Here is a 15,501-nt window from a genome sequence, read left to right on the forward strand (position 1 = left end):
CAAAGAAATGGGTAAAGTTCTTATTATCGGTGCAGGCGGTGTAGGTACCGTTGTTGCGCACAAAGTGGCTCAAAATCCTGATGTGTTTACAGAAATCATGATAGCCAGCCGCACCAAGTCCAAATGTGACGCTGTTGTCAAGGCAATCGGTAACCCGAACATCAAAACCGCCCAGGTAGATGCCGACAGCGTGGACGAACTGGTAGCACTCTTCAATAGTTTCAAACCCGAAATCGTCATCAACGTAGCCCTCCCCTACCAAGACCTCACCATCATGGAGGCTTGTCTGCAAAGTGGAGTCAACTATCTGGATACCGCCAATTATGAGCCGAAAGATGTTGCCCACTTTGAATACAGTTGGCAATGGGCCTATAAGAAACGCTTCGAAGATGCCGGACTGACCGCCATCCTCGGTTGCGGTTTCGACCCGGGAGTGAGCGGCATCTATACTGCATACGCCGCCAAACATCATTTTGACGAAATACAATATCTGGACATCGTAGACTGCAATGCCGGAAATCATCATAAAGCATTCGCCACCAACTTCAATCCGGAAATCAATATCCGTGAGATTACACAGAACGGCCGCTATTATGAAAACGGAGAATGGGTGACAACCAAGCCGCTGGAAATCCACAAAGACCTGACTTATCCGAACATCGGTCCGCGCGACTCCTACCTGCTTTATCACGAAGAACTGGAGTCTCTGGTGAAGAATTTCCCCACCATCAAGCGTGCACGCTTCTGGATGACGTTTGGACAAGAGTATCTAACCCACCTGCGCGTTATCCAGAACATCGGCATGGCACGCATAGACGAAGTGGAATATAACGGCATGAAGATTGTTCCGCTGCAATTCCTGAAAGCCGTCCTCCCCAACCCGCAAGACCTGGGCGAAAACTACGAAGGCGAAACATCCATCGGTTGCCGCATCCGCGGACTAAAGGATGGCAAAGAGCGTACCTACTATGTATATAACAACTGTAGCCACCAGGAGGCCTACAAGGAAACCGGTATGCAGGGCGTAAGCTATACCACCGGTGTGCCCGCCATGATTGGTGCCATGATGTTCCTCAAGGGATTGTGGAAAAAACCGGGTGTATGGAATGTTGAAGAATTCAATCCGGACCCATTCATGGAACAGCTCAACAAACAAGGCCTGCCTTGGCATGAGATTATCGACGGAGACTTGGAAGTTTGAAATTAATGATTAAACATTAATCATTATCCACTAATCATTAAACATTAACAAAGTGAATATAGGAGATAAAGCACCCGAAGTATTGGGTATCAACGAAAAAGGTGTAGAAATCCGCTTGAGCGACTATAAGGGAAAGAAGATTGTACTTTACTTCTACCCCAAAGACATGACATCCGGCTGCACGGCACAAGCCTGCAACCTGCGGGATAATTATGCCGACCTGCGCAAAGCCGGTTATGAAGTCATCGGCGTCAGTGTGGACAGCGAAAAGTCACACCAGAAATTTATTGAGAAAAACAATCTGCCTTTTACCCTGATTGCAGACACCGACAAGAAGCTGGTAGAACAATTCGGAGTATGGGGCGAAAAAAGCATGTATGGCCGCAAATATATGGGAACGTTCCGCACAACTTTCATCATTAATGAAGAAGGTATTGTAGAGCGTATCATCACTCCGAAAGAAGTGAAGACCAAAGACCATGCGGCACAAATTTTATAATCATTAAACATTAACAACGTGGCAAAAAAAGACGAACTGAATTTTGAAAATGGCAGCAATCTGGCATCGGGCGAGAAACTGAAAGCCTTGCAGGCTGCCATGGACAAGATAGAAAAGAGCTTTGGTAAAGGCTCTATCATGAAAATGGGCGACGAAAGCGTCGAACAAGTAGAAGTTATTCCCACAGGTTCCATCGGCCTCAATGTGGCTCTTGGCGTGGGAGGATATCCCCGCGGACGTATCATCGAGATTTACGGCCCGGAATCTTCCGGTAAGACAACCCTTGCCATTCATGCCATCGCTGAAGCGCAAAAGGCAGGAGGCATTGCCGCATTCATTGATGCAGAACATGCTTTCGACCGCTTCTATGCAGCAAAACTGGGTGTGGATGTGGACAATCTGCTGATATCACAGCCGGACAATGGCGAACAAGCACTGGAAATCGCAGAGCAACTGATCCGTTCCTCCGCTATTGACATCATTGTAGTGGACTCTGTGGCTGCCTTAACCCCGAAAGCTGAAATTGAAGGCGATATGGGTGACAACAAAGTAGGTCTGCAAGCCCGACTCATGTCACAAGCCTTGCGTAAACTGACGGCAGCTGTCAGCAAAACACGCACCACTTGTATCTTCATCAACCAGTTGCGCGAAAAAATCGGTGTCATGTTCGGCAATCCCGAAACAACTACCGGCGGTAATGCACTGAAGTTCTATGCCTCCGTACGTCTTGACATCCGTGGAAGCCAAGCCATCAAGAACGGCGATGAAGTAATCGGCAAGCAGACCAAAGTGAAAGTTGTGAAGAACAAGGTAGCTCCTCCTTTCCGTAGAGCGGAATTCGACATCATGTTCGGTGAAGGCATCTCCCGTGCAGGCGAAATCATTGACTTGGGTGCAGAGCTTGGCATCATCAAGAAAAGCGGTTCATGGTTCAGCTATAACGAGACGAAAATTGCCCAGGGACGCGACGCCGCCAAGCAGGTCATCCTTGACAATCCGGAACTGGCAGAAGAGCTGGAAGGGCTTATCTTTGCAGAATTGAGAAAAGACAAATAACAAAAAAACTTGCCAATAGAAAAACAAAACATTCTATTGGCAAGTTTCCCTAAAAAGGTTACCGCTTCCTATTCCATTTTTTCCAAACGTTCTTCCAAAGCCTCCATGCTTTTTTCAAAACGTTTCCATGTATCGGTATCCATTTGTTCTTTCAGATACTTGTTGTCTTTCAGTTTAGCTACATTTTCCAGCCCTTTCAATGCCAGTTCTTGCGAATGCTTCAATTCTCCAAGCCAATCGCGGTTCTTCAGCTTCTCTATCTCCGCCCAGTTTATATCCGGAAGCTGTATATTCACATTGTTCCCATTCCAGCTGGTATTCTGATACATCATGATATTCTGTATATCCTTCAAAGTCATATCACCTTCCAAATAAACAAATTTCAGAGTGGCTGCACCATCTACAATCATAATCAGCTCCTTCACCTTTTCCCCTTTACGGCTCATGTAGAATTCAGAACTGGAGACTGTTCCCTTCTGCTTCATCAGCAATTCATATCTGGAAGACTGCACCAAAGAACGAAGATCCTTACGCATTTCTTTCTTTACATTATTATCCATTGTAGAAAGTACCTGCACAGAGTTCAACTGTCCGGACACTTTCCCAATATAAACATCTTTAGTAAACAAGTTGGGATTCGTTTCTATCATTGCCTTGGATATGTAGACGGACGACACGCCTTTCATATCTCCATACTTGTTGAATAGGTTCTTCTGTGCCTGGCAAAGCAAAGGCAACATCAGCAGTACACCTGCCAAAATAATTTTCATTGTTTTCATATCAGATTATTGTTGAATTTCTTTTCTTACTTCCTGGTTCACCTTCGTTACGTCTATCCGCGTTTCCTCTATCTGCTCAATTCCCTTGTTCAGATTCGCAGACACCTCGATTAAAGTGGCCTGCAATGCCTTATAAGCAGCTTCCGGATCAGAGAAAGTGTCCTGAGGTGTAGGAGGACGCATATCCTCTCCCATGTTCGTAATGCCATAACCTACACCTACAAGAACCAGAATGGTGGCAGCAATACCTCCTATCCAGCGCCAATTACGTTTGGCCTTGTTCCGGTGGAAAAAACGTTGTTCCTCTTCAGCCTTTTCATCAATCATCCGGCTCAGTTTATCCTCCAATCCGGCGGGAACATTATCCACCACTTTCCCGGGAAAAAAGCTGAGAAAGAGTTTCTTGTCCTTCTGCAAGTGCTCGGGCACTTCTTCGGTTCTGAAAGCTTCCTTCAACAACTCTTCTTCCTGCTCGTTGGTATTCCCTTCATAAAATTCGGCGAGCAGCCTTTCAATTTCCTCGACTGTCATAGTTACTCCATTTATTAAATTCCTCACGTATCTTTTTTCTTGCCCGGGACAACAGTACACGGACATTGGTAGCATTCAATCCCGTGACCTGCTCTATCTCTTCATAAGAACATCCCTTGACATCACGCAACGTTACTATTTTCTGCTGTTGCACCGGCAGATGGGCAATGATGTGCCTTACCTGCTGCGCTTCATCCCTCACTTCAAAGTTATCTGCTTGAGACATATTATGCACTTCGGCCAACTCCACACTCTGTCTGCTCAAAGTATACTTTCCCGAACGAAGCAAATCAAAGCACATATTTTTCACCAGAGTAACGCTGAATGCTTCCGGATTACTGATAATGGCCAGTCCTTCCCGCTTGTCCCACAACTTCAGATAAGCTTCCTGCACCAAATCTTCAGCATCGGCAGCATTCTCCAATAGTCTATAAGCTATGCAGTACAACTTGCGATGATATGGCAGAAACTCTTTTTTAAAACTTTCAGCGTCCATGGGCTATTTATCAATAGTAGATTCCTGTTTATACCCTTCAGACGTAGGAGGAAAGGATTTTGTTACACGGCCAGGAAGAAAAAATGGAAAAAAAATGAAAACACCAATAGCACCAGCCCAAGAGTGCGTTTATTTCAAGACATCAGCAATCCGCTTTTTAAGATTCAATTTTGCAATGTCTTCAGGCTTCAGCTCAAGCTCCACCAACACCTTCGCTGTGGAGAGTCTGTATTCCTGCTCTAACGTATCATAATTTATCTGTTCCTTATGAATGGAATACAACAAAGCAAAATCGTAGTTCAAGGCACGTGAGACATTATACAACGTATCCGTATCAATACTTTTTCTCGTAAGCATATAGTCTACACTTTGAGGCTTAACTTTCAGTCTTCGTGCAAGTTCCGCCTTGGTAACCTGCTGTTCAAGCATCACGTTCTTGATTATCTCTCCGATGTATATATTACTTTTTTCCATTTATATGAAGGTACAAATTAATCATTCATATTATAAGGAACACCAATACCAATTTGTCTGTATGTATCGTTCTTTTTATTCATAATTCGTTTGTTTTATCAAATATTTTATGATACTTTTGCAACATATTCATATAAACAAACAAATAATATCTGCTATCATGAATTTACTGACATGTATTCTCATAGCCATCCCTATCGGCATTATTTTTATTATGCTATGGATATACAATGACTACCGGAAATATAAGAAGAAAAATAAGCTGGCCATTTTGCTGTTTCTCCTATTTCCAACCACTTTATCTGCACAATACGTTGATGCGGGATGCCAAGTATCCTTTAAATGGCTGGAGAACCAAAAAGGAAAATTAGAGTATACAAAAGATGGGGTTGCTTATAAGTTTATTCCAAACGACTCCCAATGGGAAATTATAATTTGCAACAACTCTTCAGAAGATATCCGAATAAACTGGAAAAATATGCAATTCATTGTGGATGGAAGAAGCTCAGAAGTCAAATACCCCATACTGGCAGAAGCGGAAACTCCCTTTGCAATTATAAAAAGCCAGGCAGAAACAAGCCAAAAGATTGGTGTGACAACTTATACGGCAAATAACTCTCAAATATACAACAAGAAAGATATTCGGAAAGGAAGGAATTCCTCCATTACCATTATCCTTCCCATATCTATCGGTAAGCACCCTCAATTCTTCACCTCTTTCGACTTTATCATCAAAAAAGTGAACTAACTATGACTTCTCAAGATATAAAAAAACAGCTGAAAGAACCACATTTCTGGAACATTGTATTAACTGGTCAGCACGCCGAACCGAGGACAAAAGCAATGCTGGAAGCAAAAGGTATCATAACCTGGCTTCCACTTGCTCCGGTCCGGCGTCAATGGGGAAGGATATTAAAAGAAATACACACCCCGGTTATCCCGAGATGTGTATTCGTCTATATATCCAATGAGGAAAGAAATACGTTGCAAAAATCCTACCGACTTCTTCCACCGGAAGTTATACTTCAAGAACTGCCGGACCGATGCAATCAGAACAAGTAGATATATGCCAACGTGCTCACACTAATCACTATCCACAACAAGGTGCCTTGTATCAAGGGCTTGATGCCTACTGCCTTCAGTACATCACGTGACAGAGAGGCACCGATAAAGAACAGAGTGATAGTCAGCGTCTTGCGAGCCAAAGAATTGATTCCCTCCCCAATCATGGCACCCGTTTCGGTAGTGCCCAGCACATAAGTATTGAAAATCATAGCCAGCACAAAGAAGAAGATGAACCAGGGAATACTGATTTTCTGTCCCTTACTCTTAAAGATGAACGAAGTTACCAGAGCCAAAGGAATAATCCATAAGGCACGTGTCAGCTTTATAGTCGTTGCCACCTTCAGGGCCTCCTCGCCATATGCGGCACCTGCCCCCACTACCGAACTCGTATCATGTATGGCAATGGCCGCCCATGTGCCGAACTCATGCTGGCTCATGTTCAAAGCGTGGCCTATCACCGGGAAAACAAACAATGCAATGGCATTCAATATAAAGATGGTGCCCAATGCCACAGACATCTCGCTATCCTTTGCCTTCAACACCGGCCCCACAGCCGCAATGGCACTGCCTCCGCAGATAGCCGTACCGGAACTGATAAGATAGGAAGTGTCACGGTCCACTTTCAAGAACTTACGCCCTATGAGCCAGCCTATGAGCAATGTCCCCACTACAGAAATAATCGTGAACTCCATTCCCTCCTTACCCGAAGCCAGGGAAGCCTGCAGATTCATTCCAAATCCTAACCCTACCACAGAGTATTGCAACAGGTACTTTGAAGTCTTCTTATTGAACTTCGGATGTGCCTGCCCACACAGCAACGCAAAGGCCAACCCTAAGAACAACGCCAACGGCGGAGTGACCCACGCCGAATAGGCATGCATACCGGGCACATAATCCAGCAGCAGAAAGAAGGAGAGGACAACCAGAAGAGATACATAAATAAATTTATTATTACTTTGAAGAAAAGGCATATTAATGCTTTTAGCCAAAACTCGATTTGAAGCCATACTGTTTATTTTACTATTATTACTAATGTTTATTCCTTAATTTTCCGGGTGCAAAGGTAGTTCTATTTTAGTACACCCGCCAATCGTTTCTACTTATAGACTATAACTTATTGTTATCGGGACATAAACATATAGTTCATAAAGGCTTGTGACAATCCTACTTCCTGCCCTTGCAACTGGACAAAGCAGAAGTCGCGAAGCATGGGCATATCCTTTATCTCGACCACGCGGAAAGTGCCTGCAGCCAGTTCCTTGCAGATGGAACGGATAGACACGATTCCCATGCAATCGGAGTTTTCAAGAAAGAGCTTGATGCTTTCGGTACTACCCAGGTACATCAGTACATGGAGTGAGGCAAGCTTGACGCCGTGCTTCTGGAGCGAGCGTTCTATCACGTCCAGCGTACCCGAACCGCGCTCACGAAGCACTAAAGGAATAGCGGGCAAATCCTGGGGAGTAATCTCTTCGGGCAATTGTAAACGGCTTTTGGAATGGACTACCGCTACCAGTTCATCCTCAAGAAAAGTAGTATACTTCAGATTGGGAAGGCGGAAAACCCCTTCCACCAATCCCAAGTCAATGCGGTGTTCCTGCAAAGCGGCTTCTATTTCCCGGGAGTTTCCATTGAGCAAGGACAAGTTGACCTGCGGAAACTTGCCGATAAAACTGCCCAGCAACGGAGGAAGCACATACTGCGCAATGGTAGTGCTGGCTCCCAACTTGAGTTCTCCAATATATTCGTTATGTAACAAGTGCATTTCATATTCCAGCCGTTTATAGTCCTCCAATATCCGTTCGCAATGCTCCAAAAGCAGCCGGCCTGACTCGGTCAAACTGATTTTACTTCCCTGCCGGTCGAAAAGCCTCGTCTGATAAGTGGCCTCCAGCTCCTGGATATGCTTGGTTATAGCCGGCTGACTTACAAACAACTCTTGCGAAGCCTTTGTAAAACTCAAGTTCTTGGCAACAGACTGAAACACTTTTAAACGGAAATCACTCATATACTTCTTATATCTTATAACTCGTCAGACTTGATGCCGAAAGCATGCGCCAAAGAATAAAACACCGGCTCCAGGCGGCAATACACCGGGCTCAGAGGTTCCTCCGTAATGAAGTACACAGCTTTGCCCCGTTCTTCCTCATTCTTGTCTTTGAAGAAACCCGCCAGCTTCTCCTCCACTCCATTACCATATACCTGATGGAAAGGCAACAGCATCAAACACTTCACATCTGCAGAATCAAGTGCCAGGTTCATCAGGTCAAGAAACAACTCTTCGGTAGAGACTAAACCGGAAGAGGTGACGGAAGAAAATGTAAATTCGCCCAGTGGCGTACGGCATGCCTGGTGATTCAGTTTATTCACATCGGATGGTTCACAACACTTCAGCACGTCCGCTGCAGGAGTATGCACCAACAACACTTCTACCTCATTTTCTTGTTCTCTCAAGCCGGCATCCAATGCCAGATAGCTCAACCATGCCGGCAGGTCAACATCGGGTAGCTTCCTTCCCAACTTACCTTCCAAAAAGTTCTTTGCACCATATACCACTTCATTCAGAAATGCAACATCTATCAATATCACATTTGCCGGAAACTTTATCTTATCCTCCATTATCTCCTATCTTAATACATAATTATACATAATGCTCCTCTGCAAGCGGAGCTCCGAAAACCTACCACACAGAAAGCACAAAACTTTGAAGCAGTAAAAGTACGACAAATTTATCAATAACTTGTATCATCCCAAGCAATTAATCTATATCTCCGAAGCGGAAAGAGAATATCCTTCCCCCGCAACACGGAAACCTTGGAGCTGGAACACGAAGACTTAGCTACTAAAACATATAGGCCCTCACTACATAAGATGTGCATCTCGTACTACATGAGATGTACACCTCGTACTACATGAGATGCACATCTCATGCATGACATCCTTATTTGCCCTTCTCTTTAACCAATAGAGTTTAATACGAAAAGGAACTTTGCTCCAACTTCTTATCTAAAGAAGTAGAAAGAAACAAAACGACTGATTTACAGACAATTTGTCATTTTACATATTTTATATGCAGACAATTTGTCCGAAATGTGCCAATGGCAAATCTTTTGCGCCTTCCCAAGTGTTATGAAACTGATAAAATAGAAAGGAGAACAAAATATGAACTTTAACAACTTTACCATTAAAGCGCAAGAAGCAGTGCAGGAGGCTGTGAACCTGGTACAAAGCCGTGGACAGCAGGCCATCGAGCCCGTGCATGTACTTCAAAGCGTGATGAAAGTAGGTGAAAATGTCACCAACTTCATCTTCCAGAAGCTGGGCATGAACGGTCAGCAGATAGCACTTGTACTGGACAAGCAAATTGATTCTCTGCCCAAGGTATCCGGCGGAGAGCCATACCTGAGCCGTGAAACGAACGAAGTGTTCCAGAAGGCCACCCAATATTCCAAGGAAATGGGTGATGAATTCGTCTCCCTGGAACCGGTACTGCTGGCTTTGCTGAATGTGAAAAGCACTGCATCCACCATTCTGAAAGATGCCGGGATGACGGAACGCGAACTGCGGGAAGCCATCAACGAACTGCGAAAAGGAGAAAAAGTAACTTCACAATCCAGCGAAGACACTTACCAGTCATTGGAAAAGTATGCCATCAATCTGAACGAAGCAGCCCGCAGCGGCAAACTGGATCCCGTCATCGGCCGTGACGAAGAGATACGGCGTGTCCTGCAGATTCTGAGTCGGCGTACCAAGAACAACCCGATTCTTATCGGTGAACCGGGTACCGGTAAAACAGCTATCGTAGAGGGACTTGCCCACCGTATCTTGCGTGGAGACGTCCCCGAGAACTTGAAGAACAAACAAGTCTACTCCCTGGATATGGGTGCACTGGTGGCTGGCGCCAAGTACAAAGGCGAATTTGAAGAACGTCTGAAGGCCGTTATCAACGAAGTGAAGAAGTCGGAAGGAGACATTATCCTCTTCATTGATGAAATCCATACCTTGGTGGGTGCCGGCAAGGGCGAAGGTGCCATGGATGCCGCCAACATCTTGAAACCCGCCTTGGCACGCGGTGAACTGAGGAGCATCGGGGCCACTACCCTCGATGAATATCAGAAGTATTTCGAAAAGGACAAAGCGTTGGAGCGCCGCTTCCAGATTGTCATGGTGAACGAACCGGACACGCTGAGCACCATCTCCATTCTGCGTGGTCTGAAGGAACGTTATGAGAACCATCACCACGTACGGATTAAGGACGATGCCATCATCGCCGCCGTAGAGTTGAGCAACCGTTACATCACCGACCGTTTCTTGCCGGACAAGGCTATCGACCTGATGGACGAAGCCGCCGCCAAGCTGCGTATGGAGGTCGATTCCGTACCGGAAGAGCTGGACGAGATTTCGCGTAAGATAAAGCAGCTGGAGATTGAACGTGAAGCCATCAAGCGCGAAAACGACAAGCCCAAACTGGAACAAATCGGCAAAGAACTTGCCGAGCTGAAAGAGCAGGAAAACTCGTACAAGGCGAAATGGCAAAGTGAAAAGACCCTTGTCAACAAAATCCAGCAGAATAAGGTGGAAATAGAGAACCTGAAGTTCGAGGCCGACAAAGCAGAACGGGAAGGCGACTATGGCCGGGTGGCCGAAATCCGTTACGGCAAACTGCAAGCGCTGAACCAGGAGATTGAAGAAACGCAGCAAAAACTGCACGAAATGCAGGGTGACAAGGCCATGATTAAAGAGGAAGTGGACGCTGAAGACATCGCCGACGTAGTATCCCGCTGGACCGGCATACCGGTAAGCAAGATGCTGCAAAGCGAAAAGGACAAACTGTTGCATCTGGAGGCGGAACTGCACCAGCGGGTTATCGGGCAGGACGAAGCCATCGAGGCCGTATCCGATGCCGTACGCCGCAGCCGTGCCGGACTGCAAGACCCGAAACGTCCTATCGGCTCATTCCTTTTCCTGGGAACCACCGGTGTAGGTAAGACGGAATTGGCAAAGGCGCTGGCGGAGTTCCTCTTTGACGACGAGACGATGATGACCCGTATCGACATGAGCGAGTATCAGGAGAAACACAGCGTTTCCCGTCTGGTAGGAGCGCCTCCGGGATATGTGGGCTACGATGAAGGTGGACAACTGACAGAAGCCGTAAGGCGGAAACCGTATTCTGTCGTCCTATTCGACGAAATCGAGAAAGCGCATCCGGACGTATTCAACATCTTGCTGCAAGTGCTGGATGACGGACGTCTGACGGACAACAAAGGGCGTACGGTCAACTTCAAGAATACGATTATCATCATGACCTCCAACATGGGCAGCGGCTATATCCAAAGCCAGATGGAGAAGCTCAACAGTAGCAATAAGGAGCAAATCGTAGAGGAAACCAAAAAGGAAGTGATGAATATGCTGAAAAAGACCATCCGCCCGGAATTCCTGAACCGTATCGACGAAACCATCATGTTCCTGCCACTGACAGAGCCCGAAATCAAGCAGATTGTGGTGCTCCAAATCAAGAGTGTGCAGAAGATGCTTTCCGGTAACGGTGTGGAACTTGTTCTGACAAATGCCGCCATAGACTTCCTTGCCAATGCAGGTTATGACCCTGAATTCGGCGCCCGCCCGGTGAAACGTGCCATACAGCACTATTTGCTGAACGACTTGTCGAAGAAGCTGCTGTCCCAGGAAGTAGACCGCAGCAAGCCTATTACAGTGGATGCCAATACCACTGACGACGGACTGGTTTTCAGAAATTAAAAGCAATCCTTATCCCCCCAATAAAAGAGGCGATTCCCGACTATTGAGAATCGCCTCTTTTATTTTGTATTTCAATCCTTCTCCGATTACTCGGCCTTGCTTTCCTCCTTCGTTTCTGCCGCAGGAGTTTCTTCAAAATCCGTCATACCGCTTGCCACCAGCAAATTATACCAAACAATCAATTTCTTGATGTCGGACGGATATACGCGGTCGCGATCGAAGGTAGGCAATACCTCTGCCAGGTAAGCACGCAAATCGTCGGCAGTAGCCTTCTTTAAGTCCATCACTACGGCAGCGCCGTTTTCCTTTTTCTTCATGGAAAGAAGCACTTCCTTCAAAGGAACATCTTCCGTATCTGTATACATGGCGATATCGCCCAAAGAAGTAATCTTCTCATTACCATAGGCAGGGAAACGTTTCTTGTCTGCAAGCGACTCTACAATCAACATATTTTTTCCCTGAGAAACAAGCTTATACAATCCCGGTTTACCGGAAATGGACAAAATAGTCTTCAACATAATATATTCTGTTTTGATGATTAGTAGTTATTTTTTTCGGGGGGCAAAGATAATGTAAGCCGAAGACAATACAAAATAAGCTTGCTTATTTTTATTGTTAAGGAGATGCCTATTTGCGTAACAGATAGTGCATTTTTTCAGATAGCGAACCGATTAGCTCTAAAACTTGCGGAATCAATGGGGTTTCGCCATCATTTACAATGACAAAATCTGCATATTTACGCTTTTCTTCGTCATTCATCTGGCTACGGATACGCTTTTCTATCAATTCGCGCGAGGAAGCATCCCGCCGGACGGCACGTAAAATGCGCACCTCTTCGGGCGCATAGACCATAACAATAGCATCCACTTCACCCGCAAACCCCGCTTCGACCAGAATGGCCGATTCTATACCGACAATGGGAAAAGCGGTGCGGCATTGTGTCCACCGCCTGAAATCCTCCTTTACACGAGGATGCACAATACAGTTGATTTCTTTGGCATGCTCCGGACTGCCGAAAAGATAAGACGCCAACAAAGGCTTGTTCAGCGTGCCACCGGCATACACTTCCGCACCAAGCAAAGCTGACAGTTCCTCGCGGATAAATGAGTCGGAAACCATCAACCTCTTCGTTTCCAAATCCGAGATATAGACGGGAACACCCAATACCTCCAGCAGCCGGGATACCGTACTCTTTCCGCTACCGATACCACCGGTTATACCTATCTTAATCGCCATAATCAGGAGAAACTTGCTCTATCAGAAAATCCACTTGTGCCGGATTGAAGCGTACCTGGCTCACCCCTTTCGGCAGATTCTTAATCTTTACCGTATACTTGTCGGAACCCAGACGGAGCAGTTCCTCATAGGACACGTAAATATGAAAATCATCAGCGTTAATCTGCCTGAAATGACTCAGACCAACCTGAAACGTGACCTGCACCTTGGAAGGGAAAGCGCGCAGCACCTTGTCGGCAGGAAAGTTAACGCCACGCAACGGCACCTCCACTGTCTTTTCCGTATAAATATCCACCGGAAGCATCATCTCAATGGAAGAAGGCACAAACTTCACACCTTTCTGGATACGCAGGGGGACTTGCTGCCTCAAGGTATCCGATATATCTTCCAGCTTCACCGGTTGCGTATAGGCAACAGCAATCGTATCCAGCACGCCTTGCGGCGCATACACCAATACGGAATCGGGACTGAATATCGTATCCGAAAGATAATACTCACGTCCGGCACTCAGCGTGCCGCGCAGCTTCACCGGCACCAGTTTGGAGGCTCCCGTCGAATAGATGTACTCCAATGTATCCGGCTTCATGGAAAGCAGGCGGGTAGAGGCATTCAGCTGGTTCAGCACTTTCTTTTCAAACTGCGAGGGATATATCCTTACTTGATTATCCACGCCCTTATAATCGGCATAATCGAGAATAACGGGATAAAAGCTCTTTCCCAACATATAGTTGAGCAGTACCGTTCCCTTATCCTTTACCTTGATACGGAGTTCTGAAGCAGGTTCAGAGGTAATCACCACATTATTGGGCACTCCCTTCAGCCGCACCGGTATAGAAAAGTCCGCCTCATAGTCGTTGTTCAAGGTCTGCAAGAGCCAGAAGCCACCGGCTACAAAGAAAAAAAACAAAAAAATGAAGAACTCCCTGCTTTTATCGCTAAGCAGAAAGTCCTTCACTTCTCTTGATATCTTCAGATATGTACGTTGTATGTTCCTACGTTCAAACATAGGCTCACATTTCTATTATTTAGATGCCTGACTGCTGTTCGCATCAGCAGCTGCAGCAAAAATAGAATTCTTGTCTATACGAATCTTAACGTTAGAAGCGATTTCAAGCACCACATCATTGTCGTTGATTTCCTTGATAACACCATGGATACCACCAGCTGTGATTACTTTCTGATTCACTTGAAGCGATTTACGGAAGTTTGCTATTTCCTTTTGCTTCTTGTTTTGAGGACGAATCATAAAGAAATACATAATAACGAACATGGCTATCAGCATAATCCACATCATGCTACCACCACCGGCAGGGCCTGCAGCGGGAGCCTGCAGGAAGAATACAGTCATTAAGTTCATAAATACTCAGTTTTGGTTTCTATTATTAAACAAAGGTATTAGTTTTTCGTTAACTTACCTTCTTTTTTTAATTGATTAACTATTCCATCCAATGTACCGTTCACGAAGCTGCCACTTTTGGCCGTGCTGTAAACTTTGGCAATATCGACATATTCGTTCAACGAAACACTCACCGGAATGTTCGGGAAACTTAATATTTCGGCCAAGGCACACTGCATGATTACAACATCCATAAAGGCTACACGGTCCAAGTCCCAATTACGCGTATTCTCGCTGATGAGGTGACGGTAATAGTCACAGTTCAAGATGGCACGGCGGAACAAACGGCGTGCAAATTCCTGGTCTTCCTCATCCTTGAACTCTGGTAGAAGTTCCTGATTGGCACCATTCTTCTCTTCAAAGCGCTTGATGGTTTTCAGTACGAAAGTATCCACAATCTCCTTGTCGTCATTCCAGTAGAGGCTCTGGTCTTCGAGCACATTGTCCAAGGCTTCGTTGTTGAAGACAAAAGTCTTATACAGCTTTCTCCACAATTCACGGTCGTATTCGTAAGAATTGTCCGAAGAAGCCATATATTCCTTATATATATCTGATTCCACAATTTTCTCATACAATCCCTTGACAAAGTCTTCATCATTGGCCCACGTGCGCTTTTGGTTGGCAATGAATTCCGTCAATTGTTTGTTCACTTCCAACTGGGCTATGAACTTGTTTTCCACAAATTTCATGTTGGGATACAGCTCCTCGGCAGTGGGAGCCAGCTTAGCTTTTGCCGCATCAATACGTTTTTGTGCGTAGTTCGTCAAAGCTATCATCAGCATCAGCAGGTAGTTGTAGAGGTCGTATGCCTTTGAAAGGCTAAAGAACAATTCTTTCTCCGCTGAGTCTAAATTTTTACTGCCATTCTGATAATAAGCATATACAATCTGTATAATCTTAAGACGAATAAGAACTCTGTTGATCATAATTCTAAAGTAAATACTAGTGTTTTAACAAGGCGCAAAAGTAGGCATTTTTAATGAGTTTACATAAATAAATCACATTTTTTAA

At 45.4% G+C, this 15,501-nt stretch carries 18 protein-coding genes; 6 read left to right on the forward strand and 12 right to left on the reverse strand.

The window, feature by feature from the left end:
- Positions 1-7 precede the first annotated feature (7 nt).
- From NQ510_RS17430 to recA, 3 genes are read left to right on the forward strand one after another with little or no spacing between them, the layout of a single operon-like run.
- The gene (locus tag NQ510_RS17430; RefSeq protein ID WP_005831761.1) at positions 8-1,201 is read left to right on the forward strand and encodes a saccharopine dehydrogenase family protein; all 1,194 of its coding nucleotides are present in this window, start codon (positions 8-10) and stop codon (positions 1,199-1,201) included.
- Between the two features lie 52 nt (positions 1,202-1,253).
- On the forward strand, positions 1,254-1,700 hold the full coding sequence (bcp, locus tag NQ510_RS17435) for a thioredoxin-dependent thiol peroxidase (protein WP_005831763.1): 447 nt from the start codon (positions 1,254-1,256) through the stop codon (positions 1,698-1,700).
- Between the two features lie 18 nt (positions 1,701-1,718).
- Positions 1,719-2,756, forward strand: coding sequence for a recombinase RecA (gene recA, locus NQ510_RS17440; RefSeq protein ID WP_005831765.1), 1,038 nt, complete (start codon positions 1,719-1,721; stop codon positions 2,754-2,756).
- A 68-nt stretch (positions 2,757-2,824) separates the two neighbouring features.
- Here the strand turns inward: recA and NQ510_RS17445 are convergent, their stop codons facing one another.
- From NQ510_RS17445 to NQ510_RS17460, 4 genes are all read right to left on the reverse strand, one after another.
- Positions 2,825-3,535: a DUF4252 domain-containing protein gene (locus NQ510_RS17445; protein WP_005831766.1), complete on the reverse strand. Its 711-nt coding sequence runs from the start codon at positions 3,533-3,535 to the stop codon at positions 2,825-2,827.
- Between the two features lie 6 nt (positions 3,536-3,541).
- Complete coding sequence (locus NQ510_RS17450) at positions 3,542-4,066, reverse strand: hypothetical protein (RefSeq protein ID WP_005831768.1); 525 nt, start codon at positions 4,064-4,066, stop codon at positions 3,542-3,544.
- On the reverse strand, positions 4,047-4,562 hold the full coding sequence (locus NQ510_RS17455) for an RNA polymerase sigma factor (RefSeq protein WP_005831770.1): 516 nt from the start codon (positions 4,560-4,562) through the stop codon (positions 4,047-4,049). The genes NQ510_RS17450 and NQ510_RS17455 overlap by 20 nt, the downstream gene beginning before the upstream one ends.
- 129 nt (positions 4,563-4,691) lie before the next feature.
- Positions 4,692-5,036 (reverse strand): helix-turn-helix domain-containing protein, encoded by a 345-nt coding sequence (locus tag NQ510_RS17460; protein WP_005831772.1) that lies wholly within the window; start codon positions 5,034-5,036, stop codon positions 4,692-4,694.
- Between the two features lie 160 nt (positions 5,037-5,196).
- Between NQ510_RS17460 and NQ510_RS17465 the strand changes: the two genes are divergently transcribed.
- A complete protein-coding gene (locus NQ510_RS17465) occupies positions 5,197-5,784 on the forward strand; it encodes a hypothetical protein (RefSeq protein WP_034526103.1) in 588 nt (195 codons plus the stop codon).
- Between the two features lie 2 nt (positions 5,785-5,786).
- Positions 5,787-6,098 carry a transcription termination/antitermination NusG family protein gene (locus NQ510_RS17470; protein WP_005831778.1) on the forward strand — a complete coding sequence of 104 codons (312 nt, stop codon included), beginning with the start codon at positions 5,787-5,789 and terminating at the stop codon, positions 6,096-6,098.
- Here NQ510_RS17470 and NQ510_RS17475 read toward each other — a convergent pair.
- The 3 genes from NQ510_RS17475 to NQ510_RS17485 all read right to left on the reverse strand — a co-directional run bounded on the left by NQ510_RS17475 (position 6,086) and on the right by NQ510_RS17485 (position 8,720).
- Positions 6,086-7,108 (reverse strand): YeiH family protein, encoded by a 1,023-nt coding sequence (locus tag NQ510_RS17475; RefSeq protein WP_005831779.1) that lies wholly within the window; start codon positions 7,106-7,108, stop codon positions 6,086-6,088. The genes NQ510_RS17470 and NQ510_RS17475 overlap by 13 nt on opposite strands.
- A 113-nt stretch (positions 7,109-7,221) precedes the next feature.
- Entirely contained in the window at positions 7,222-8,109 is an 888-nt protein-coding gene (locus NQ510_RS17480) for a LysR family transcriptional regulator (RefSeq protein ID WP_005831781.1), read from the reverse strand.
- A 14-nt stretch (positions 8,110-8,123) separates the two neighbouring features.
- Positions 8,124-8,720 carry a DUF6621 family protein gene (locus NQ510_RS17485; RefSeq protein WP_005831783.1) on the reverse strand — a complete coding sequence of 199 codons (597 nt, stop codon included), beginning with the start codon at positions 8,718-8,720 and terminating at the stop codon, positions 8,124-8,126.
- Between the two features lie 543 nt (positions 8,721-9,263).
- Here NQ510_RS17485 and clpB point away from each other — a divergent pair.
- Positions 9,264-11,858, forward strand: a complete 2,595-nt coding sequence (gene clpB / locus NQ510_RS17490) for an ATP-dependent chaperone ClpB (RefSeq protein ID WP_005831786.1) — start codon at positions 9,264-9,266, stop codon at positions 11,856-11,858.
- Positions 11,859-11,944: 86 nt separating this feature from the next.
- On the opposite strand, the gene NQ510_RS17495 is transcribed toward clpB, so the two are convergent.
- From NQ510_RS17495 to nusB, 5 genes are all read right to left on the reverse strand, one after another.
- Positions 11,945-12,376 (reverse strand): DUF5606 family protein, encoded by a 432-nt coding sequence (locus tag NQ510_RS17495; RefSeq protein ID WP_005831788.1) that lies wholly within the window; start codon positions 12,374-12,376, stop codon positions 11,945-11,947.
- A 109-nt stretch (positions 12,377-12,485) separates the two neighbouring features.
- Complete coding sequence (gene coaE / locus NQ510_RS17500) at positions 12,486-13,094, reverse strand: dephospho-CoA kinase (RefSeq protein WP_005831790.1); 609 nt, start codon at positions 13,092-13,094, stop codon at positions 12,486-12,488.
- Positions 13,084-14,100, reverse strand: a complete 1,017-nt coding sequence (locus NQ510_RS17505) for a CdaR family protein (RefSeq protein ID WP_005831792.1) — start codon at positions 14,098-14,100, stop codon at positions 13,084-13,086. Before NQ510_RS17505 ends, coaE begins: the two co-directional genes overlap by 11 nt.
- Positions 14,101-14,115: 15 nt before the next feature.
- On the reverse strand, positions 14,116-14,451 hold the full coding sequence (gene yajC / locus NQ510_RS17510) for a preprotein translocase subunit YajC (RefSeq protein WP_005831794.1): 336 nt from the start codon (positions 14,449-14,451) through the stop codon (positions 14,116-14,118).
- Between the two features lie 38 nt (positions 14,452-14,489).
- Positions 14,490-15,416 (reverse strand): transcription antitermination factor NusB, encoded by a 927-nt coding sequence (gene nusB, locus NQ510_RS17515; RefSeq protein WP_005831796.1) that lies wholly within the window; start codon positions 15,414-15,416, stop codon positions 14,490-14,492.
- Positions 15,417-15,501: the final 85 nt, after the last annotated feature.

This window comes from Bacteroides uniformis (genome assembly GCF_025147485.1).
GTDB classification, from domain to species: Bacteria; Bacteroidota; Bacteroidia; order Bacteroidales; family Bacteroidaceae; genus Bacteroides; species Bacteroides uniformis.

Bases quoted from the DNA above. Each gene is read 5' to 3' on its own strand.
- NQ510_RS17430 (WP_005831761.1), top strand. From the start codon at position 8: ATGGGTAAAGTTCTTATTATCGGTGCAGGCGGTGTAGGTACCGTTGTT.
- NQ510_RS17445 (WP_005831766.1), bottom strand. From the start codon at position 3,535: ATGAAAACAATGAAAATTATTTTGGCAGGTGTACTGCTGATGTTGCCT.
- NQ510_RS17450 (WP_005831768.1), bottom strand. From the start codon at position 4,066: ATGACAGTCGAGGAAATTGAAAGGCTGCTCGCCGAATTTTATGAAGGG.
- NQ510_RS17455 (WP_005831770.1), bottom strand. From the start codon at position 4,562: ATGGACGCTGAAAGTTTTAAAAAAGAGTTTCTGCCATATCATCGCAAG.
- NQ510_RS17460 (WP_005831772.1), bottom strand. From the start codon at position 5,036: ATGGAAAAAAGTAATATATACATCGGAGAGATAATCAAGAACGTGATG.
- NQ510_RS17465 (WP_034526103.1), top strand. From the start codon at position 5,197: ATGAATTTACTGACATGTATTCTCATAGCCATCCCTATCGGCATTATT.
- NQ510_RS17470 (WP_005831778.1), top strand. From the start codon at position 5,787: ATGACTTCTCAAGATATAAAAAAACAGCTGAAAGAACCACATTTCTGG.
- NQ510_RS17475 (WP_005831779.1), bottom strand. From the start codon at position 7,108: ATGGCTTCAAATCGAGTTTTGGCTAAAAGCATTAATATGCCTTTTCTT.
- NQ510_RS17480 (WP_005831781.1), bottom strand. From the start codon at position 8,109: ATGAGTGATTTCCGTTTAAAAGTGTTTCAGTCTGTTGCCAAGAACTTG.
- NQ510_RS17485 (WP_005831783.1), bottom strand. From the start codon at position 8,720: ATGGAGGATAAGATAAAGTTTCCGGCAAATGTGATATTGATAGATGTT.
- clpB (WP_005831786.1), top strand. From the start codon at position 9,264: ATGAACTTTAACAACTTTACCATTAAAGCGCAAGAAGCAGTGCAGGAG.
- NQ510_RS17495 (WP_005831788.1), bottom strand. From the start codon at position 12,376: ATGTTGAAGACTATTTTGTCCATTTCCGGTAAACCGGGATTGTATAAG.
- coaE (WP_005831790.1), bottom strand. From the start codon at position 13,094: ATGGCGATTAAGATAGGTATAACCGGTGGTATCGGTAGCGGAAAGAGT.
- NQ510_RS17505 (WP_005831792.1), bottom strand. From the start codon at position 14,100: ATGTTTGAACGTAGGAACATACAACGTACATATCTGAAGATATCAAGA.
- yajC (WP_005831794.1), bottom strand. From the start codon at position 14,451: ATGAACTTAATGACTGTATTCTTCCTGCAGGCTCCCGCTGCAGGCCCT.
- nusB (WP_005831796.1), bottom strand. From the start codon at position 15,416: ATGATCAACAGAGTTCTTATTCGTCTTAAGATTATACAGATTGTATAT.